Raw genomic sequence first — 19,971 nt, 5'->3', positions numbered from 1 at the left:
CAACACCATGTGGAACAACGTTCGCCAGCTCAATTTCGCCGCCAACGCATTGCATGCGTTGCTGGTGCTCGTGCTGCTGGCGGCTGGCGGTTTCTGGATGATCCAGCGTCCGAATTTCGCGCTGCGCGAAATCCAGATCGACGGCGACACCGAGCACATCAATTCGCCGACGGTGCGCGCCGGCGTAGTAGGGCGGTTGAAGGGCAACTTTTTTACGGTGGATCTCGACGCCGCACGGCAGGCGTTCGAGCAGATGCCGTGGGTGCGTCACGCGAGCGTGCGCCGGGTCTGGCCGAATGCACTGGCTGTCACGCTTGAAGAGTACAAACCGCTTGGGACATGGGGCAGCGATCAGCTGGTGAGCATGGACGGCGAACTGTTCACCGCCAACCAGGGCGAGCTCGAAGAAGAGCTGCCCGCGTTCGACGGCCCGGATGGTACGGCAAAAGAAGTCGTCGCGCGTTATAGCGACTTCAAGAAGTGGTTTGCGCCGTTGGGCGCAACGCCCGAAGAAGTCACGCTGTCGCCGCGTTACGCGTGGACGGTGAAGCTGTCGAACGGTATGCAGGTGGAACTTGGGCGCGAACGCAATCATGACACGCTGCTCGATCGGACCCGCCGCCTGACCGCGGCGTGGAACGCGGTGACGCAACGTTGGGGAAAGGATATCGAGTATGCGGACTTGCGCTATCCGAACGGTTTCGCGATTCGTGCCGCTGGCATGCGCTTTATCAGCGAACCCGACAAGGGCAAGAAGTAAACGGACATCACACGCAATGAGCACGCTATGAGTAAAGACTATAAAGATCTGCTGGTCGCCCTCGACATTGGGACGTCGAAGGTAGTGGCTATCGTCGCCGAGTTGAAGGGCGAGGGTCACTACGAGGTGATCGGCCTCGGCCAGAGCGAATCAAAGGGGCTCAAGAAGGGCGTGGTGGTGAACATCGAGGCCACCGTGCAGTCCATTCAGCGCGCGCTCGAAGAGGCCGAGCTGATGGCCGACTGCAAGATCACGAACGTATTTACCGGGATCGCCGGCAGCCATATCCGCAGCTTCAATTCGAGCGGCATGGTGGCGATCAAGGAAAAGGAAGTCACGCAGACGGACGTCGCACGCGTGATCGAGACGGCGAAAGCGATCAACATCCCGACCGATCAGCAGGTGCTGCACATCCTGACGCAGGAATTCATCATCGACGGTCAGGAAGATGTGCGCGAGCCGATCGGCATGAGCGGCATCCGCCTGGAAGTGAAGGTGCATATCGTCACCGGCGCGGTGAGCGCGGCGCAGAACATTGTGAAGTGCGTGCGCCGTTGCGGGCTCGAAGTGAACGATCTGATCCTGCAGCCGCTCGCTTCGTCGCTGGCGGTGCTGACGGAAGACGAAAAGGAACTCGGCGTGGTGCTGGTCGATATCGGCGGCGGCACGACTGATATTGCGATTTTCAGCGAAGGCGCAATTCGTCATACGGCGGTGATTCCGATCGCCGGCGACCAGATCACCAGCGACATCGCGATGGCCTTGCGCACGCCGACGCCGGACGCGGAAGACATCAAGATCGACTACGGCATTGCGAAGCAGGCTCTCGCTGATCCTGACGAAATGATCGAAGTGCCGGGTCTCGGCGAGCGCGGGCCGCGCACGCTGTCGCGCCAGGCATTGGCGGCGGTGGTCGAGCCGCGTGTCGAAGAACTGTTTTCGCTCGTGCAGCAGGTGGTGCGCGAGTCGGGTTACGAGGAATTGCTGAGTTCCGGCGTGGTGCTGACCGGCGGCGCGTCGATGATGCTCGGCATGGTCGAACTCGGCGAGGACATTTTCCTGAAGCCGGTGCGGATCGGCGTGCCGGAATACGCGGGCGGTCTTGCCGACGTCGTGCGTAACCCGCGTTATTCGACGGCGATGGGTCTGCTCGTCGAAGGACGCTCGCAACGGATGCGCGGCCGCAAGGTCGCAGTGCAGTCGGGGTCGATGGGCCAGGTCTTCACGCGAATGAAAGACTGGTTCCTCGGCAACTTCTAACGAATTCGCTTTTCAGAAACAGTTTCGAAAATACGCGCTGGTGCCGGCGGCTGGCGCGCGACAGGGGGTTGCCCGATCTCCTGCCGAATAACGGCCGAGTGGCTGTAATTTTTTATCTTGACGGAGGCAACATGGAATTCCAGATGCTGGAAACCGAAACGAACGGCACCATCATCAAGGTGATCGGAGTAGGTGGCGCTGGCGGCAATGCCGTTCAGCACATGATCAACAAAGGCGTGCAAGGCGTCGACTTCATCGTGATGAACACGGACGCGCAGGCGCTGTCGCGTTCGCGCGCCTCTGCGGTGATCCAGCTCGGCAATACGGGTCTTGGCGCTGGCGCCAAGCCGGAAATGGGCCGCGCGGCAGCAGAAGAAGCACGTGAACGCATCGCCGACGCACTGCGCGGCGCGCACATGGTGTTCATCACTGCCGGTATGGGTGGCGGCACGGGCACGGGCGCAGCACCGGTGGTCGCGCAGATCGCCAAGGAAATGGGTATCTTGACTGTTGGCGTGGTCAGCAAGCCGTTCGAATTCGAAGGCGGCAAGCGCATGCGCGTGGCAGAAGCCGGTTCGCAGCAACTGGAGGATCACGTCGACTCGCTGATCGTCGTTCTGAACGACAAGCTGTTCGAGGTGATGGGCGATGACGCCGAGATGGACAAGTGCTTCCAGTGCGCAGACGACGTTCTGAACAACGCAGTTGCCGGCATCGCGGAAATCATCAACGTCGACGGTCTGGTGAACGTCGACTTCGAAGACGTGAAGACGGTGATGGGCGAGCAGGGCAAGGCGATGATGGGCACGGCGACGGTTGCCGGCGTCGATCGCGCACGTCTGGCTGCTGAGCAGGCTGTGGCCAGCCCGCTGCTGGAAGGTGTGGATCTGTCGGGCGCGCGTGGCGTGCTGGTCAACATCACGTCGAGCCGTTCGCTGCGTTTGTCGGAAACGCGCGAAGTGATGAACACCATCAAGAGCTATGCGGCAGAAGACGCAACGGTGATCTTCGGCGCGGTGTATGACGATGCGATGGGTGACGCGCTGCGCGTGACGGTCGTGGCAACGGGTCTGGGCCGTGCGGCGAAGAAGCAGCAATCGGCACCGATGACGCTCCTGCGCACCGGCACGGACAACCAGCCGATCGGCGCGCACGCTGCTTACGCACCGTCGTCCTCGCATCATGCAAGCACGGCCGATTACGGCGCGCTGGATACGCCGGCTGTGTGGCGCACGTCGCGCGATACGGCGGCTTCGCACGTGCAGGCGCTGCAGGAAAAGGGCGTCGATACGTACGACATTCCGGCATTCCTGCGCAAGCAGGCGGACTGAGCGCACGAGCAGGCTTTCGTTGCCGCGCTGTTCGAGTAGCGCGGGTGGACGAATGCACGAGCGTGGCGGGTGAACGGCAAACAAGCCGCGTATCGTCTGATTCGCGGTAAGGACAAGTGCCCTCTTCGGATTCGCGAAGCGGATGGGGCAACTGTCGCCGGATGGCGGAGCCTGCAGTTAGGCAGACGCTGAAATTCACTGCGACACGACAACGTGCGAGCGATGCTTCGCATCGATGCAAAGGACTGAGCATGATTCAAACAGGTGAGAAGCTGCCCGACGCGACGCTCTTCGAGTTTGTCGAAGACGAGCGGGCGGGTTGCACGATCGGGCCTAACCGCTTCGACGTGCGCGAGCAGACGGCGGGTAAGCGCGTGGTGATCTTCGGGTTGCCGGGAGCGTTTACGCCGACCTGTTCGGCCAAACATGTACCGGGTTACGTCGAGCACGCCGAGCAGTTGCGCGCGCTTGGCGTCGATGAGATCTGGTGCGTGTCTGTCAACGACGCGTTCGTAATGGGCGCGTGGGGACGCGATCAGCACGCCTCGGGCAAGGTGCGCATGATGGCGGACGGCAGTGCGGCTTTCACGCGGGCGCTCGGTCTTGAGCAGGATTTGTCGGCGCGCGGCATGGGAATCCGTTCCCAGCGCTACGCGATGGTTGTCGACGACGGCGTGGTCAAGACGTTGAACGTCGAGGCTGCCGGCAAATTCGAAGTCAGCGATGCAGGGAGTATCCTCGCTACGTTGAGCTAGTTACGCTTGCGTTCCAAGCCAACGCCTCGAGCCTGCGCGGTTACCGCGTTGTATCAGGGCAACGGCGCATAAGACGCTTTTGTGACGGGCCGTTACGCGGGCCGATGACCGGAAACGCCTCCGTTCCGGACATCGGCCCGTCACGCTTCCCCTGACGGGCGCCTATTGGGTTATGTTGCGAAACAGATTGAAACGTTCCGCGCAACGACGCTCCCTAGGGTATTGGAGTATACTTCGCGCTATGGAATAAAAAGTCCCGATTGGGATTTTCAATCGAATAGAAGATCACCATGTTGAAGCAGCGCACTATCAAATCAATCGTCAAGACAGTCGGCATCGGCCTGCACTCCGGCCGCAAGGTCGAACTGACGCTCCGCCCGGCGGCGCCGGGCACGGGCATTGTGTTTTCGCGCGTGGATTTGCCCACGCCGGTGGACATCCCTGCGTCGGCAATGGCGATTGGCGATACGCGTCTGGCTTCCGTGTTGCAGAAAGACGGCGCGCGCGTGTCGACCATCGAGCATTTGATGTCCGCATGCGCAGGCCTCGGCATCGATAACCTTTATATCGACGTCACCGCCGAAGAAATTCCGATCATGGACGGTAGCGCGGGTTCGTTCGTGTTTCTGATTCAGTCGGCCGGTATTGAAGAGCAGAACGCGCCGAAGAAATTCATCAAGGTCACCAAGCCGGTCGAAATTCGTGACGGCGATAAATTCGCGCGTCTCGACCCGTATTTCGGTTTCAAGCTCAAATTCACCATCGATTTCCGTCACCCGGCTGTGGATAAAACCGGCCAGGCGCTGGAAGTGGATTTTGCCAATACGTCGTATGTGCGGGAAATTGCCCGTGCGCGTACGTTCGGCTTTGCGCATGAAGTAGAAATGATGCGCGAACTCGGTTTGGCGCGCGGCGGCAGCATGGACAACGCCATCGTGATGGACGAATACCGCATTCTGAACAACGACGGACTGCGTTACGACGACGAATTCGTGAAGCACAAGATGCTCGACGCGATCGGCGATCTGTACGTGGTCGGCCATCCGTTGCTGGCTTCGTACACGGCGTATAAGTCGGGCCACGGCCTGAACAACGCGCTGCTGCGCGAGCTGCTGGCGCATGAGGATTCGTATGAAGTCGTCACATTCGACGACACGCGGAAGGCGCCGCGCGGCTTTGCCTACGAAACGCAAACGGCGTTTGCGTGATTTGCGCAGCGCCTTCGGATGAAACTCCCGAAGCGAATGGATGAAAAATAAGCGGCCTATCTGGGCCGCTTATTTTTTGTTCAGCGATTTCGCCGATGCCGCGCTGCCATTTTCGCCAAAGCTTCCTGCAGCGGCGAGGGCGCGAGCGATTGGGAGAGCGCGTGCAGCGCGTCCGCGCCGACCGGTGTCATGCGCGCCTGCTTGACCGGTGGCGGCTCCTTCAAGGGCTGCGGCCGCACGCGAATCCGCAACGCATTGACCGGCCAGCCGCGCTGCTGCAGATCCGACAGCAAGCGCGGCTCAATCTGGCGCAGGCGCGCCGCCAGCGCATTGTGCCCGGCAAATAGAGCCAGCACGCCTTCCTTGATGAAGCTGGGCTCCACACTCGTTGCCAGATAATCGGGCAGCAGCTCGCGCAGATCCTTTTCCAGCGCCGCAATCTGCTCGACGCCCGCGCGCAGTGCCACGAACGCGTCGGTGCGATTCAGCACTTCGGCGACGGGCTGCGGGCGGCGCGCTTTGAACTGCTTGGGCGGCGGCCTTGAAAAGGACGGAATACGGCTCATGATCGATCGTGACGGCGTGTTCGCACCGGATGTGCGCTCACGCCGCGATTGTACCGCGCGGGATGCATGCGGACCCGCCTCAATGCGTACTGTCAGAGCTCGCTGCGGCGGGCTTCCTGTGCCTCGCCGCCGTCGCGCCGCAGACACAGGCGCGGGCGGGGGCGCGTGCTAAAATGCCCGATTCGAATTCACTCTTGGACAAGCCGCCGAGGCCCTTCCGACCCCGGAGCGCGCGCGCATGAACCGCGCGCCGCGAACCAGCCGAAGCCGCGACGCAGACACCGATCCGATGACCACCGGTTTTCTACAGAAGATTTTTGGCAGCCGCAACCAGCGGCTAGTCAAGCAATATCAAAAGACCGTCACGGCGATCAATGCGCTCGAGCCGCAGATCGAGCAATTGACGGATGATCAACTGCGCGCCAAAACGGGTGAATTCCGCCAGCGCGTCGCGAGCGGCGAGTCGCTCGACAAGCTTCTGCCGGAGGCCTTCGCGGTGTGCCGCGAGGCCAGCAAGCGGACGCTGAAAATGCGCCACTTCGACGTGCAGCTGATCGGCGGCATGGTCCTGCATTACGGCAAGATCGGCGAAATGCGCACCGGCGAAGGCAAGACGCTCGTCGCCACGCTGCCGGTGTACCTGAATGCGCTGTCCGGCCGCGGCGTGCACGTCGTCACGGTCAACGACTATCTTGCCCAGCGCGACGCCGAATGGATGGCGCGTCTGTACAACTTCCTCGGTCTGTCGGTCGGCATCAATCTGTCGCAGATGGATCACGGCGCGAAGCAGGAAGCGTACGCCGCTGACATTACCTACGGCACCAACAACGAATTCGGCTTCGACTACCTGCGCGACAACATGGTCTACGAGACCGACGCGCGCGTGCAGCGGGCCCTGAATTTCGCGGTGGTCGACGAGGTCGACTCGATCCTGATCGACGAAGCCCGTACGCCGCTGATCATCTCCGGCCAGGCCGAAGATCACACCGAACTCTACGTGCGCATGAATGCGCTGCCGCCGCTGCTCGAACGCCAGATCGGCGAAGAGAAAGCGGACGGCACCGGCGTCGAAAAGCCGGGCGACTACACGCTGGACGAGAAAGGCCGCCAGGTCTTCCTGACGGAATCGGGCCACGAAAAGGCCGAGCGTCTGCTTTCCGAATGGGGCCTGATCGGCGAGGGCGAAAGCCTGTACGCGCCGCAGAACATCACGCTGATGCACCACGTGTACGCCGCACTGCGCGCACACACGCTGTTCTTCAAGGATCAGCACTACGTCGTGCAGAACGGCGAAGTCGTGATCGTCGACGAATTCACCGGCCGTCTGATGTCGGGCCGCCGCTGGTCGGATGGCTTGCACCAGGCGGTCGAGGCGAAGGAACACGTCAAGATCCAGAGCGAGAACCAGACGCTCGCGTCTATCACGTTCCAGAACTACTTCCGCATGTACGCGAAACTGTCCGGCATGACCGGCACGGCCGATACCGAAGCGTACGAATTCAACGAGATCTACGGTCTCGAAACGGTCGTGATTCCGACCAACCGTCCGCCGAAGCGGATCGACAAGCAGGATCAGATCTACAAGACCGCCAAGGAGCGCTATGACGCGGTGATCCGCGACATCCGCGATTGCCATGAGCGTGGTCAGCCGGTGCTGGTCGGCACAACCTCGATCGAAAACTCGGAGCTGCTGTCGCATCTGCTGAAGCAGGCCGGGTTGCCGCACGAAGTGCTGAACGCCAAGCAGCACGCGCGTGAAGCCGAAATCGTCGCCGAAGCAGGCCGTCCGAAGCGCGTCACGATCGCCACGAACATGGCCGGTCGCGGTACCGACATCGTGCTCGGCGGCAACGCCGAAAAGCAGGCGTCTTTCATCGAAAAGGACGAAACGCTTTCTGACGAAGAGAAGCAACGCCGCATTCAGAAGCTGCACGATGAGTGGCAAGCGCTGCACGATCAGGTGAAAACCGCGGGCGGTCTGCACATCATCGGCACCGAACGTCACGAATCGCGCCGGATCGACAACCAGTTGCGCGGCCGTGCCGGCCGTCAGGGCGACCCGGGTTCGTCGCGCTTCTATCTGTCGCTGGAAGATCCGCTGCTGCGCATTTTCGCGGGCGATCGCGTGCGCGCGATCATGGACCGCCTGAAGATGCCGGAAGGTGAAGCGATCGAGGCGGGCATCGTGTCGCGTTCGATCGAATCGGCGCAGCGCAAGGTTGAAGCGCGCAACTTCGACGTTCGCAAGCAATTGCTCGAATACGACGATGTGTCGAACGATCAGCGCAAGGTGATCTATCAGCAGCGCAATGAATTGCTCGAAGCGAACGACATCACCGAAACCATCGGCGCCATGCGTCATGGCGTGATCGCCGATATCGTTCACCCGTTCGTGCCGGCCGGCAGCATCGAAGAGCAGTGGGACGTCCCCGAGCTGGAGGAGGTGCTGCGCAACGAGTGGCAGCTCGATCTCGCGATCCAGGAAATGATCAACGAGTCGAACTCGATCAGCGCGGACGAGATTCTCGAAGCTGTCGAAGCCGCTGCGGACGAAGCGTACGAATCGAAGGTCGAACAGGTCGGCCGCGAATCGTTCAGCGCGTTCGAGCGCTCGATCATGCTGCAAACGCTGGACCGCAGCTGGCGCGAACATCTGGCCGCGCTCGATCACCTGCGCCAGGGTATCCATCTGCGCGGTTACGCGCAGAAGAATCCGAAGCAGGAATATAAGCGCGAGGCGTTCGAACTGTTCGCCGCGATGCTCGACGCCGTGAAGCTCGAAGTCACCCGTGTGGTGATGAACGTGCAGATCCAGTCGCCGGAACAGCTGGAACAGGCCGCCGAGCAATACGAAGAGCAAGGCAGCCACCTCGAAAACGTCGAGTTCCGTCACGCTGAATTCGCCGAAGCGGCAGCAGCAGCGCCTGCCGCCGCGGAAGCGGCTACCGCCGCCATGATCGGCGAGGCGATGAGCCACGGCTCGTCGCACGCCGCCGTGTCGGACCTGAGCGCGGACAGCGTGCCGAAGGTCGGCCGCAACGATCCGTGTCCGTGCGGTAGCGGTAAGAAGTACAAGCAGTGCCACGGCAAGATTGCGTGATGCCGAAAGCGGCGCGCTTAAAGCGCGCCGCTTCGTTTTACACGATACTTTGCTGGTGATTTCGCGGTGGTTCGGCAACACGCCCGAGCCATCAGTTTCCGTTTCCCTCGATGCCGGCGCCTGCCGGCATTTTCTTCGACAGGTCGCGACCATGGCTGTCAATTTCCCCTCAATCGATCCCGCTCAACTTCACCCTGTCGCCGGCGTCACGCTGGGCTGGGCGGAGGCGAATATCCGCAAGCCGAACCGCAAGGACGTGCTGGTCATTTCCGTCGGCGTTGGCGCGACGGTAGGCGGCGTGTTCACGCAGAACCGCTTTTGCGCTGCGCCCGTCACGGTGTGCCGTGAGAATCTGGAGCGCGTGCGGGCAGGCGGCAAGCCGATTCGCGCGCTCGTGATCAACACCGGCAATGCGAACGCGGGCACGGGCGAACCGGGCCTCGCGGATGCGCGTGCAACTTGCGCCGAACTGGCGCGTCTCGTGGACATGGCGCCGGAACAAGTTCTGCCGTTTTCGACGGGCGTGATTCTGGAACCGCTGCCGGTCGATCGTCTGAAGGCAGGTCTGCCGGCCGCGCTGGCGAACCGCAAGGAAGCCAACTGGTACGACGCCGCCCAGGCGATCATGACCACGGACACGCTGCCGAAAGCGACCTCGCGCCAGGTCACGATCGACGGCCATACGGTCACGCTCACCGGTATCAGCAAGGGCGCCGGCATGATCAAGCCGAACATGGCGACCATGCTCGGCTTCCTCGCGTTCGACGCCGCCGTCGCACAGCCCGTGCTCGACGCGCTGGTCAAGCACGTGGCGGACCGCTCGTTCAACTGCATCACGATCGACGGCGATACGTCGACCAACGATTCTTTCATCCTGATCGCCTCGGGCGAATCGAGCCTGCCGGCAATCACGTCCACCGACTCGCCCGCTTATGCAGCGCTGCGCGACGCGGTGACCGACGTCGCCCAGACCCTCGCACAACTGATCGTGCGCGACGGCGAAGGCGCGACCAAATTCATGACCGTGCAGGTCGAAGGCGGCTCGAGTGTCGGCGAATGCCGCCAGATCGCTTACGCGATCGGTCACTCGCCGCTCGTGAAGACGGCCTTCTATGCATCGGATCCGAATCTCGGCCGCATTCTCGCGGCCATCGGCTATGCCGGCGTGGACGATCTCGACGTCGGCAAGATCGATCTGTATCTGGACGATGTGCTGGTCGCCACTGCCGGCGGCCGCAATCCGGCCTACCGTGAGGAAGACGGCCAGCGCGTCATGAAAAAGAGCGAGATCGGCATTCGCGTGGTGCTTGGCCGCGGCAATGCGCAAGCCACGATCTGGACTTGCGATCTGTCGCATGACTACGTGAGCATCAACGCCGACTATCGTTCGTAACTAGGTTCATTACGCGGCGCTTTGGCCGCTTATCTCTCAGCCATGGACAAACTCGAACAGTTTCTGACCCGGGCCGAAGCCGTGCTCGTCCGCCTCGAAGCGATGCTTCCGCCCGCCGAACCGGAGATCGACTGGTCGGCGGCGGTCGCCTTTCGCTGGCGCAAGCGCCAGGGGCGCGGCTACCTTCAGCCCGTCCCCGCCATTTCGTCGATCACGCTCGGCGACCTGCAGAACATCGATCGCCAGAAAGGGCTGATCGAGCAGAATACGCGTCAGTTCGTGCACAAGCAGCCGGCCAATAACGTGCTGCTGACGGGCGCGCGCGGTACGGGCAAGTCGTCGCTGATCAAGGCTTGCCTGAACGCCTATGCGAAAGACGGCCTGCGCCTGATCGAAGTGGATAAAGACGATCTCCACGATCTCGGCGACATCGTCGATCTGATCGCGCAGCGGCCGGAGCGCTTCGTGGTGTTCTGCGACGACCTGTCGTTCGAAGACGGCGAGTCCGGCTACAAGGCGCTGAAGGTCGCGCTCGACGGCTCGATCGCGGCGCAGTCGGATAACGTGCTGATCTACGCGACGTCCAACCGCCGCCATCTGTTGCCCGAGTACATGAGCGACAACGAGACGTACAAGCACATGGCCGACGGCGAGATTCATCCGGGAGAACTGGTCGAAGAAAAGATCTCGCTGTCCGAGCGCTTCGGGCTGTGGGTCAGCTTCTATCCGTTCAAGCAGGACGACTACCTGTCGATCATCGGCCACTGGCTGCGCTATTTCGGCTGCGACGACGCGGAAGTCGAAGCGGCGCGCGGCGATGCGCTGGTGTGGGCGCTGGAGCGCGGGTCGCGCTCGGGGCGTGTCGCGTGGCAATTCGCTCGCGACTGGTCTGGCCGGAAGACTTCGGCATGAGCGACGCGCAGAAGAACGCGGCTGGCCGCCCGGTGACCGAGGTAGCCGTCGGTGTGCTGATTCAGCCAAACGGACACTATCTGCTGGCGCAGCGCCCGGCCGGCAAGCCGTACGAAGGGTACTGGGAGTTTCCGGGCGGCAAGCTGGAGGCGGGCGAGTCGGTCGAGGCTGCCCTGGCCCGTGAGTTGCACGAAGAACTGGGAATCGACGTTAAGGCGAGCCATCTTTGGCACACGCTTGAACACGACTACCCGCACGCCTACGTGCGGCTGTTCTTCTGCAAGGTGACGCAGTGGTCCGGCGAGCCGCATGGCCGCGAAGGCCAGGCGTTTGTCTGGCAGACGCTGCCGGCGGATGTCTCGCCGCTGTTGCCGGCGACGATTCCCGTGCTGGAATGGCTCGCAGCTGAGAAAAACTAGAAAATTGGCGCGCGGTTGCCGGCGGCGCTGCGTGAGAAGCGTCTGCCGGTGCGGCTGCATTGCATCCCCGCGTGGGTCTGCAGCCTGTCGCGCTCAGTGTGGGTCGTAATCCGCACCAGGCGATTCATCCGCCTGAGCTTCTTCACTCGTGCCGCCTATCTTGTACTTCTCAGCGGCCCAGGCGCCGAGGTCGATCTGCTTGCAGCGGTCGGAGCAGAAAGGGCGGAAGCGGTTTTCAGGGGTCCAGCGGACATCCTTCCCGCAAGTGGGGCATTTGACGACGGTAGGCATACGGTCAGGCAGTCGATCGAAAACGGAATAAGTAACGAATATAGGGGCATTTTTCGCGGCTTCAAAGGTGTAGCCCCGCGATTCAGTTCTTCAAGGTGCGCGTGTCAGGCTGGCTTACAGGCTGCACAACGTGAGTTGGAACGGCACGTCGACATCCACCGCGCGTGGACGCAGATCGCCGTCCTGCACAGTGAATCGCACCCAGAGCATGTACTTGTTAGCGCTGGCCTCCGGAATCACCCGCAATTCAGGTGCCACCCGTACTTGCATCAACTGGTATGAACGGCCTGACAGCATCTGCTGATAGCTGCCCTGCATCGCCATGACTTTGGACGCCTGACCCGATTCGCGCGCGAGGCGCAGCACGATTGTCGCCGCATCGCGCAACGGCAGCAGCGGCGTGACCCATTTGGCGATATCCTGCCGACGCTGATCGGGATGGATCTGCTGCCATGCGTAGTACGAAGGCAAATCGAACTTGCAGGTGCCGCCCGGGATGATTGCGCGGCTGCGGATGCTGGCGAGCCACTCGTTGTCCGCCAGATGCTGGCCGGTCTTGCCCTGCATCTGGGAAAGCCCCGCCAAGGTTTGCTCGATTTCTCCCAGCACCGCCTCCAGCGCGTTCTGCTCGATGCCCGGATTGCCCCGGAACGGCGCCAGGGTTTGCCGCTGGCGCTCGAGTTCCTTCATCAGATCGGACTTCAGATCCGCGCGACCCGCAACCTCTGAGATTTCGAACAACGTTGTCAGTGCGACGTGATGTTCCTTGGCATCTTCCTGAGTCAGAAAGAACGTGAAGCGCTCGAACAGATCTTCGAGCCGCAATAGCGTCCGGATTCGCTCGTTGAAGGGATACTCGTAAAGGATCAAGCGGGCTCGCCTCGGGCGTGGTCGGTGACGGGAATGCAGAACATTCTAATGCCGTGAGACTACCCTAGCAATCACGCACTTTTTCGGCGCGCTTTCACAACTTTTTTCTCAAGTTTCGGGTGGTTTTCCGCGTGCCTTGCGTGCGTGCCGCTGCATGGCTGAGCAAACCACGCCGCAAGCCACGGTCAGCGTATTCTCACGCGCCGGCTAGCGACAGATAGACGCGATGCTGTGCGTCGACTTGCGCCTTGAGGGCATCGAGCGGCGCGTTGTCATTGTCGATGACGTCGTTGGCTGCGGCGAGGCGGGCTTCGCGCGTCGCCTGGCGGGCGATGATCGCCAGCACCTGTTCACGGCTGAACCCGTTGCGACTCATCACGCGTGCGATTTGCGTCTCGACGCTGCAATCGACCGTCAGCACGCGGTTGACACGCGTCTTCCAGCTACCCGACTCGACCAGCAGCGGTACCACGATGATCACGTACGGCCCTTGCGCCTCACGCTGTTCGCGCTCAGTCTCCGCACGAATCAACGGATGCGTGATGCCTTCGAGGCGTTTGCGCGCGCCGTCGTCGCGGAACACCAGCGTACGCATGCGGGCGCGGTCGAGCGAGCCGTCTGCCGCAACGAACGAAGCGCCGAATTCCGCAGCGATCTGCGGCATCGCAATGCCATGCGGCGCCGTGATGCGGTGCGCGATCAGGTCCGTGTCGACAAGCGGCACGCCGTGCGCGGCGAACAGGTCCGCCACGGTCGATTTGCCGCTGCCGATGCCACCGGTCAATCCCACAGCAAACATGCTTCAGCCTCCCAACCCCAGATAAAGCGGTGTGCCGAGAAATAGCGTAACAGCACCGCCCGCTGCGAGAAACGGCCCGAACGGCAGCGGCTCTGAGAAGCGCATGCGGCCGCGCCACGTTGCCGCGAGACCGACCACCGCGCCGGTGACCGCCGCGATCAGCACGATCTGCGGTAGCGCCGCCCAGCCGAGCCAGGCGCCGAGTGCAGCCAGCAGTTTGAAATCGCCATAACCCATACCTTCAACGCCGCGCACCAGCCGGAACAGCCAATGGACGGCCCACAGCACCAGATAGCCGAAGATCGCGCCCAACACGGCATCGTGGAGGCTCGCGAACATGCCGTTGAAGTTGACGATCAGGCCCGCCCACAGGAGCGGCAGTGTCATCGAGTCCGGCAGCAGATGGGTGTCGATGTCGATCGCGCTCATCGCGAGCAGTGCGGCGCATAGTCCGAAGGCGGCGAATGCCATGCCGGTTGGCCCGTACAGCGCGAGCGCCCCGGCCGCGCAGCCGGCGCTCGCGATTTCGAGCAGCGGGTAGCGCAGGCTGATGCGTGTCTTGCATGCGGAGCAGCGCCCGCGCAATAGCAGATAGCTCACCACTGGCAGGTTTTCCCACGCGCTGAGCACATGGCCGCAGTGAGGGCACGCGCTGCGCGGCACCCACAGGTTGTAGCGGGCGGGCAAGCCATCGCCTTCGAGCGGTTCTTCGATGGACTCGCTGACCTCTTCGCGCCACGCACGCTCCAGCATGATCGGCACCCGATGCACGACCACGTTCAGGAAGCTGCCGATCACCAGACCGAAGACGACCGCGAATGCGATCTGCAGGCCGCTGGGCAAACTGCCGAACGCGAGCCCGAGACCGGTTGCGACGTGGCCGGGCAGCAGGCCCGAAAGCAGGTTGGAAGGAGTATCTGGCACGAGCGGAATGGTGGCCTGCATATATAAAGGGTGGGATTCGGCTGCGATGCTACACCACGTTGCCGAGTTGAATAATGGGAAGATACATCGCGATCACCAGGCCGCCGACCAGCGTACCCAGCACGATGATGACAAGCGGCTCGCACAGGCTCGAAAGCATGCCGATCTTTTCGTCTACCTGACGATCGGCGAGCGACGCTACGTCGATCAGCATCGTGTCGAGCGCTCCAGACTCTTCGGCAACCGCCACCGGTTGGACGACCTCCGGTGGAAAGCAGTGCGCCGCGCGCATGGCTGCGGCGAGCCGTTCGCCGCGCCGCAGCCCGGCGGCGATCCGCACGGTGGCGCGATCGAAAAAAGCGTTGCCGGTGGCGTGAGTCAGTGAATCGAACGCGTCCGCGAGCGGTGTGCCGGCCGACAGCAAGGTCCCGAGCGCGCGGCTCCAGCGCGCCGCACACAAGGTGCGCAGCAACGGACCGGCGACCGGCATTGTCAGCGATACGCGTGCGAACCGGATGCGCGCTGCTTCGGAACGTCGTAGCAGAAATGTCACAGCCGAGCCCGCTGCGAAGACCATGACGACCAGCGGAATGCTCCATCGCGCTGCGCCTGCGGACAAGGCCAGCACGAACTGCGTCGGCGCGGGCAGCTTCGCCCCGAAGCCGTCGAAGATCTGCTTGAAGGTGGGGACGACCCAGATCAGCAACGCCGCGGTAATCGCGACGGCGAGCAACAGGATGGCCACCGGATAGGTCAGCGCCGCGCGCACCTTGGCACGCTGCGCTGCGGTACGTTCACGGTCGTCGGCGAGCCGGGCGAGGACCGTCGCCAATGCACCGGCTGCTTCGCCGACCTCGACGAGCTGGCAGTACAGCGCATTGAATTGCGCCGGATGCCGCTGCAATGCCGCGGAGAAACGCAGGCCGCCGGTGATATCGCGCGCCAGCGCGCCGACGATTCGCGGCATGCCGGGCTGGCGCGAACTCTGCGTTTGGGCGAGAAGATCGAGCGCAGGTGCAAGCGGCAAACCCGCGCGCAGCAGACTGGCGAGCTGGCGGGTGAATGTCGTCACATCGGTGGCGCGGGTTTTGGGACGCGGCGCCGGCCCGCTGGCCGCCAGTTCGACGATGAACAGATTGTCGCGCTTGAGCATCACTCGCGCGGCGCTGGCATCCGGCGCGATGAGCGCACCGCTTTTTTGTACGCCGTCGGCGTCGACGCCGCGCCATCTGAAGCGCAAATCGGCGGCTGCTGACTGTGCCGGTGTCGCGGTGTTCATGCGACCTCGGTGGCGGCCAGCGCCTCGGCAAGGCTCGTCGTACCGTCGCGTACACGCGCCAAGGCTGCGTCGCGCAAGGTGGCGACCTGTTCAGTTTGCGCGAGCCGGGCCAATTCGTGGGTGCCTGCGCGTGCCACGATCATCTCGCGCATCGCATCGGAGACAGGCATCACCTGGTGAACGCCGACGCGGCCGCGGTAACCGATGCCGTGGCAAGCTGCGCATCCGGTGGCGCCGAATGGTTGCCAGCCGTCGAGGTGATCGTCGGCGAAACCCGCTGCGCGCAGCGCCGCCGCCGATTCCGGCACGGGTGCGCGGCACGCTGCGCAAAGCCGCCGCACCAGCCGTTGTGCCGTCACCATCCTTAGCGCGGCGGCCAGATTGTAGGGCTCGACGCCGATGTCGAGCAGACGCGCGACGGCAGCCGGTGCGTCGTTCGTATGCAAGGTGGACAGGACGAGGTGGCCGGTTTGCGCTGCCTTCACGGCGACATCCGCGGTTTCGTCGTCGCGGATTTCGCCGACCATGATCACGTCGGGGTCCTGACGGAGAAATGCACGCAGCGCCACCGCGAATGTCAGGCCGGCCTTTTCGCGCACGCTGACCTGATTGATACCCGCCAGCTGAATTTCCGCCGGATCCTCCACCGAGCACAGATTGCGCGCCTCGTCGTTGAGCATGTGCAGGAAGCAGTACAGCGATAGCGTCTTGCCGCTGCCGGTGGGCCCGGTGACCAGCACGAGGCCGTGCGGCGCGCGAATCGCCGCATCGACGGCGTCACGTTGTTGTGGATCGAGGCCGAGCGAGTCGAGCGAAAGATCGGTGGGCAACGCGTCGAGCCTGCGCAACACCAGCTTTTCGCCGAACAGCGTAGGCAGCGAGTTGACGCGGTAGTCTTCGAGGCGGCCGGGCGACGTGGCAATACGCAGCCTGCCGTCCTGCGGCACGCGCCGCTCGGCGATATCCATGCGCGCCAGCACCTTCACACGCGTGATGAACGCGTCGCGCAGATGCGCGGGGGGCTGAGGGATTTCATGCAGTACGCCGTCGATGCGCAAACGCACGCGCCAGCCATGCTCCTGCGGTTCGATGTGCAGGTCCGACGCATTGCGGCGGGTTGCCTCTTGCAACGTGTCGGTCAAGAGGCGTACGGCAGGCGCGTTGTCGGAATCGGCGAGACTCGAGTTGAGGTTGGCACTGACCTTGGCGCCAGCCGCAAAGGCGTTGTGCCTGGGTTTGGCTGGGCTTTCGCTATCGACGGCAACAGGCCGCAACGACGCCGCGCGTTGAGAAGAATCTTGCATGAGAGACCGGTGATGAGCCGCCTGTAGAACACGACGACGCCATCATCCGGTAAAGCCGCGGACGGCACCATTCAGCCGATCAGCTAATGGCGCGCGCGGCGGCCGTGTGCGATACGCATGCGATGCGATGCGATGCCGTGCGGTGCGCAGAGCTTAGCCGCGCGCAGTCTTGGCGGCTTTCGCGCCCGCGCGAGTGGGTGGTTTGAACAGCTTGACGGTGCGAATCGCCTGATCGTCGCTGCGCATCACTTCGAGTTTCATCTCGCCGATCTGCACGCACACGTCGCCATCGGGAATCTCTTCGAGTATCTCGAGAATCAGTCCGTTGAGTGTTTTGGGTCCGTCGGTCGGCAGTGCGAGATGCAGCCAGCGGTTCAGTTCGCGCAGCGGCATGCTGCCCGCAACGATACATTCGCCGTTCTCGTTCCAGCCGCCGCGCGAATTGGCGCCGCGTGGAATCGACGTGGTGAATTCACCGATCAGCTCTTCAATGATGTCTTCCGGCGTGACCATCCCTTGCAGCTCGCCGTATTCGTTGACGACCAGCGCCGTGCGGTGACGGCTCTCCTGGAAGTACTGCAGTTGCTGGAATACCGGCGTGCCGCTCGGCACGAAATACGGCTCGGCCAGCAACTCGCGCAGCGTCTCACGCTCCAGTTCCTGGTTGTGCAGGGCCGCCAGTGTCTTGCGCACGTGCAGCACGCCAAGCACGCGATCGATGTCGCCTTGATAGACGATCAGCTTGTTGTGATAACAGGTTTCCAGCTGATGCAGGATCTGCTCGAACGGCGCGTCGAAGTCGAGCGCTTCGATCCGGCGGCGCGGGATCATCACGTCGTCGACGGAAATGTTTTCGAGGTCGAACAGATTCAGCAGAATGCTGCGGTGCTTGGTGGGCATGAAGCTGCCCGATTCGAGCACGATGGTGCGCAGCTCTTCGGTGGAAAGCCGCTGATCGTGTGCGCCTTTGGTGTTGATATGCAGCACGCGCAAGATGGTGTTCGCGAACAGATTGACGAACCAGACGAGCGGCTTGCCAACTCGCATCATCGGTGCGATCAGCAGGCTGGCCGGCAGCGCGATCTTCTCCGGGAACGTCGCGCCGACGATTTTCGGCGTGATTTCCGCGAACACGATAATCAGAAACGCGACAATGCCGGTCGCGATCGACAGCACTACATTGTTACGGCCAAAGGTATGCAGCGCGATTGAGGTGGTGAGCACCGGGATGATCGTGTTGAACAGATTGTTGCCGATCAGGACCACGCTCAGCAGCTGGTCGGTGTGCGCCAGTAGGCCCTGAGTGGTTTTCGCGCCGAGCGTATTCTGGTTGGCAAGGTGTTTCAGGCGATGGCGGTTGATCGCCATCATCGCCGTTTCGGAAATCGAAAAGAAGCTGGAGCAGATAAGCAGCAGAAAGACGGCGCCGATCTGCGCCCATAAGGGAAGTTGTTCCACGCGTTGTGAAAGTAGGGGACGGGATGGAGAGAATATAGCAGAGCAGGCTGGGCGAGCCGCCGCGCAGGCAGTCCCGGGATTGAAAAGCCTCGAATCACGTGACTTGCCGTTTGAGAACGCGGACCAGCGTGCCGAGCGTGTGCATCAATTCAGGCGACAATTCTGTGTCGGCCATCGCGTCGGGCGTCGCGCCAGCGCCTTCGAGAAAGGCCTTGATGAGCGCGGCGGGCGCTATCGATGATTCTTCTGCCGGCGTCGAGGGTGGGGCGGAATGGACTGGCAGCGCGAAGGGCTCCCGCAACTTGACCGGTCCGTCGTTGCGGAGGGTGTTTTCTGTATGAAATCTTCCGCTGTAGTCCGGTACGGCTGTTCGCATGACGCGGGCGGGTGCTTCGTGCGTTTCGCCAAAGGCGTCCCGATACGCGGCGGGCTGGTTTGGGGATGCAGGCAGCGAGGGTGATTCCGCGGGAGGCGAAGCCGCGGCCTCCAGCTCGGTCGGCTCCGGCGTCTGCGCACTATTCGGTGGCGACGCAATCTTCAAACGCAGGTGGCCGCCGAACTCCGGCACGTTGTCGCGGATTGCATTGCCCGGCGAGCGATCGGGTTGCAGCGCCGTGAAGCCGTTGCTGGGAGGCGCCTCCACCAGGTCGGCGAATAACCCCCCGTTGGCCGATTTGTTCCAGCCCGAGTCGTTCCAGCCCGAGTCGTTCCAGCCCGAGTCGTTCCAGCCCGAGTCGTTCCAGCCCGAGTCGGCCGTTGTTGGGCCAGGCATGCCGAATAGCGCAAGTGGGTCGAGCGGCGTATCGAGAAGGTCGTGGAGGCTGGTGGATAGGGCTGCACCGCTCAGCGGATCGGCGGAATGGCCGGCGGGCAGCGACTTCGTGTGCAGCGACTTCTGCAGAAGATCGGGACCAGCGGCGGCTGGAGATGATCCAAACGATGACCCAATGGGGCAAGCCGCGTCGGCCGGTGGACTCCAGCCTGGCGTCAAAGCACTCGCCTCGGTCTGCAGGACGCACGCACCGATATTGAGGATATCGCCGGCGTTCAGGCTGGCCTGCGCGCCCGGCGCGAGCATCTTGCCGTTAAGCGCAATCGCGGCATGTTCGCTGGTGTTCAGCAGTTGCCAACCGCCCGCGAGCGCCTGTACGGCCGCATGGCGTGGCGCCACCACGCCGTCGTCGTCGGGCAGGACCAAGGTGTTGCCGGCGTCGCGGCCGATCGTCCCGCCGGATGCGTCGAAGACTGCGCTCGCGCCACTTGCGAGCGCTTTGCCGTGACAGGCAATGAGGGTCAATTTGAGGCTGAAGGAGGGCACGAAGAGAGGCTCCTGATGGCAAGC

The 19,971-nt window shown here is 62.8% G+C and carries 18 protein-coding genes; 9 read left to right on the top strand and 9 right to left on the bottom strand.

Annotated elements, in window-relative coordinates; all coding sequences use genetic code 11:
• Positions 1-7 precede the first annotated feature (7 nt).
• From P3T22_RS15500 to lpxC, 5 genes are all read left to right on the top strand, one after another.
• Complete coding sequence (locus tag P3T22_RS15500; protein ID WP_429325385.1) at positions 8-760, top strand: cell division protein FtsQ/DivIB; 753 nt, start codon at positions 8-10, stop codon at positions 758-760.
• A 27-nt stretch (positions 761-787) separates the two neighbouring features.
• On the top strand, positions 788-2,020 hold the full coding sequence (gene ftsA / locus P3T22_RS15495) for a cell division protein FtsA (RefSeq protein WP_429325384.1): 1,233 nt from the start codon (positions 788-790) through the stop codon (positions 2,018-2,020).
• 131 nt (positions 2,021-2,151) lie between these two features.
• Complete coding sequence (gene ftsZ / locus P3T22_RS15490; protein ID WP_063497421.1) at positions 2,152-3,351, top strand: cell division protein FtsZ; 1,200 nt, start codon at positions 2,152-2,154, stop codon at positions 3,349-3,351.
• Between the two features lie 251 nt (positions 3,352-3,602).
• Positions 3,603-4,106: a peroxiredoxin gene (locus tag P3T22_RS15485; protein WP_063497420.1), complete on the top strand. Its 504-nt coding sequence runs from the start codon at positions 3,603-3,605 to the stop codon at positions 4,104-4,106.
• A gap of 290 nt (positions 4,107-4,396) precedes the next feature.
• A complete protein-coding gene (gene lpxC, locus P3T22_RS15480; RefSeq protein WP_429325383.1) occupies positions 4,397-5,314 on the top strand; it encodes a UDP-3-O-acyl-N-acetylglucosamine deacetylase in 918 nt (305 codons plus the stop codon).
• 80 nt (positions 5,315-5,394) lie between these two features.
• Here lpxC and P3T22_RS15475 read toward each other — a convergent pair whose 3' ends face one another.
• Complete coding sequence (locus P3T22_RS15475) at positions 5,395-5,880, bottom strand: DciA family protein (RefSeq protein ID WP_063497418.1); 486 nt, start codon at positions 5,878-5,880, stop codon at positions 5,395-5,397.
• Between the two features lie 289 nt (positions 5,881-6,169).
• Here P3T22_RS15475 and secA point away from each other — a divergent pair, with 289 nt between their 5' ends.
• The 4 genes from secA to mutT all read left to right on the top strand — a co-directional run bounded on the left by secA (position 6,170) and on the right by mutT (position 11,704).
• Entirely contained in the window at positions 6,170-8,980 is a 2,811-nt protein-coding gene (gene secA / locus P3T22_RS15470; RefSeq protein WP_063498096.1) for a preprotein translocase subunit SecA, read from the top strand.
• Between the two features lie 151 nt (positions 8,981-9,131).
• Positions 9,132-10,373 carry a bifunctional glutamate N-acetyltransferase/amino-acid acetyltransferase ArgJ gene (gene argJ / locus P3T22_RS15465; RefSeq protein ID WP_063498095.1) on the top strand — a complete coding sequence of 414 codons (1,242 nt, stop codon included), beginning with the start codon at positions 9,132-9,134 and terminating at the stop codon, positions 10,371-10,373.
• A gap of 42 nt (positions 10,374-10,415) precedes the next feature.
• The gene (locus P3T22_RS15460) at positions 10,416-11,285 is read left to right on the top strand and encodes an ATP-binding protein (protein WP_429325382.1); all 870 of its coding nucleotides are present in this window, start codon (positions 10,416-10,418) and stop codon (positions 11,283-11,285) included.
• Positions 11,282-11,704, top strand: coding sequence for an 8-oxo-dGTP diphosphatase MutT (gene mutT / locus P3T22_RS15455; RefSeq protein WP_429325381.1), 423 nt, complete (start codon positions 11,282-11,284; stop codon positions 11,702-11,704). Before P3T22_RS15460 ends, mutT begins: the two co-directional genes overlap by 4 nt.
• Before the next feature lie 93 nt (positions 11,705-11,797).
• Here mutT and yacG read toward each other — a convergent pair whose 3' ends face one another.
• The 8 genes from yacG to P3T22_RS15415 form a co-directional block, all read right to left on the bottom strand.
• Positions 11,798-11,995 carry a DNA gyrase inhibitor YacG gene (yacG, locus tag P3T22_RS15450; RefSeq protein WP_082855124.1) on the bottom strand — a complete coding sequence of 66 codons (198 nt, stop codon included), beginning with the start codon at positions 11,993-11,995 and terminating at the stop codon, positions 11,798-11,800.
• Positions 11,996-12,109: 114 nt separating this feature from the next.
• A complete protein-coding gene (zapD, locus tag P3T22_RS15445; RefSeq protein WP_063497415.1) occupies positions 12,110-12,865 on the bottom strand; it encodes a cell division protein ZapD in 756 nt (251 codons plus the stop codon).
• 196 nt (positions 12,866-13,061) lie between these two features.
• Positions 13,062-13,664, bottom strand: coding sequence for a dephospho-CoA kinase (gene coaE / locus P3T22_RS15440; protein WP_063497414.1), 603 nt, complete (start codon positions 13,662-13,664; stop codon positions 13,062-13,064).
• A 3-nt stretch (positions 13,665-13,667) separates the two neighbouring features.
• Positions 13,668-14,609, bottom strand: coding sequence for a prepilin peptidase (locus tag P3T22_RS15435; protein WP_063497413.1), 942 nt, complete (start codon positions 14,607-14,609; stop codon positions 13,668-13,670).
• A gap of 28 nt (positions 14,610-14,637) precedes the next feature.
• The gene (locus P3T22_RS15430; RefSeq protein ID WP_429325380.1) at positions 14,638-15,867 is read right to left on the bottom strand and encodes a type II secretion system F family protein; all 1,230 of its coding nucleotides are present in this window, start codon (positions 15,865-15,867) and stop codon (positions 14,638-14,640) included.
• Positions 15,864-17,171, bottom strand: coding sequence for a GspE/PulE family protein (locus P3T22_RS15425; RefSeq protein WP_429325379.1), 1,308 nt, complete (start codon positions 17,169-17,171; stop codon positions 15,864-15,866). Before P3T22_RS15425 ends, P3T22_RS15430 begins: the two co-directional genes overlap by 4 nt.
• A gap of 153 nt (positions 17,172-17,324) precedes the next feature.
• Positions 17,325-18,629 carry an HlyC/CorC family transporter gene (locus P3T22_RS15420; RefSeq protein WP_063497410.1) on the bottom strand — a complete coding sequence of 435 codons (1,305 nt, stop codon included), beginning with the start codon at positions 18,627-18,629 and terminating at the stop codon, positions 17,325-17,327.
• A 94-nt stretch (positions 18,630-18,723) separates the two neighbouring features.
• Positions 18,724-19,947, bottom strand: coding sequence for an FHA domain-containing protein (locus P3T22_RS15415; RefSeq protein ID WP_429325378.1), 1,224 nt, complete (start codon positions 19,945-19,947; stop codon positions 18,724-18,726).
• Positions 19,948-19,971 lie beyond the last annotated feature (24 nt).

Source organism: Paraburkholderia sp. GAS348 (assembly GCF_050434205.1).
Lineage (GTDB): Bacteria > Pseudomonadota > Gammaproteobacteria > Burkholderiales > Burkholderiaceae > Paraburkholderia.
This window is presented reverse-complemented; position numbering and strand designations above follow the sequence as displayed.

Excerpts from the sequence above, each read along its gene's own strand:
- P3T22_RS15500 (WP_429325385.1), top strand. The coding sequence starts at position 8 with ATGTGGAACAACGTTCGCCAGCTCAATTTCGCCGCCAACGCATTGCAT.
- ftsA (WP_429325384.1), top strand. The coding sequence starts at position 788 with ATGAGTAAAGACTATAAAGATCTGCTGGTCGCCCTCGACATTGGGACG.
- ftsZ (WP_063497421.1), top strand. The coding sequence starts at position 2,152 with ATGGAATTCCAGATGCTGGAAACCGAAACGAACGGCACCATCATCAAG.
- P3T22_RS15485 (WP_063497420.1), top strand. The coding sequence starts at position 3,603 with ATGATTCAAACAGGTGAGAAGCTGCCCGACGCGACGCTCTTCGAGTTT.
- lpxC (WP_429325383.1), top strand. The coding sequence starts at position 4,397 with ATGTTGAAGCAGCGCACTATCAAATCAATCGTCAAGACAGTCGGCATC.
- P3T22_RS15475 (WP_063497418.1), bottom strand. The coding sequence starts at position 5,880 with ATGAGCCGTATTCCGTCCTTTTCAAGGCCGCCGCCCAAGCAGTTCAAA.
- secA (WP_063498096.1), top strand. The coding sequence starts at position 6,170 with ATGACCACCGGTTTTCTACAGAAGATTTTTGGCAGCCGCAACCAGCGG.
- argJ (WP_063498095.1), top strand. The coding sequence starts at position 9,132 with ATGGCTGTCAATTTCCCCTCAATCGATCCCGCTCAACTTCACCCTGTC.
- P3T22_RS15460 (WP_429325382.1), top strand. The coding sequence starts at position 10,416 with ATGGACAAACTCGAACAGTTTCTGACCCGGGCCGAAGCCGTGCTCGTC.
- mutT (WP_429325381.1), top strand. The coding sequence starts at position 11,282 with ATGAGCGACGCGCAGAAGAACGCGGCTGGCCGCCCGGTGACCGAGGTA.
- yacG (WP_082855124.1), bottom strand. The coding sequence starts at position 11,995 with ATGCCTACCGTCGTCAAATGCCCCACTTGCGGGAAGGATGTCCGCTGG.
- coaE (WP_063497414.1), bottom strand. The coding sequence starts at position 13,664 with ATGTTTGCTGTGGGATTGACCGGTGGCATCGGCAGCGGCAAATCGACC.
- P3T22_RS15435 (WP_063497413.1), bottom strand. The coding sequence starts at position 14,609 with ATGCAGGCCACCATTCCGCTCGTGCCAGATACTCCTTCCAACCTGCTT.
- P3T22_RS15430 (WP_429325380.1), bottom strand. The coding sequence starts at position 15,867 with ATGAACACCGCGACACCGGCACAGTCAGCAGCCGCCGATTTGCGCTTC.
- P3T22_RS15425 (WP_429325379.1), bottom strand. The coding sequence starts at position 17,171 with ATGCAAGATTCTTCTCAACGCGCGGCGTCGTTGCGGCCTGTTGCCGTC.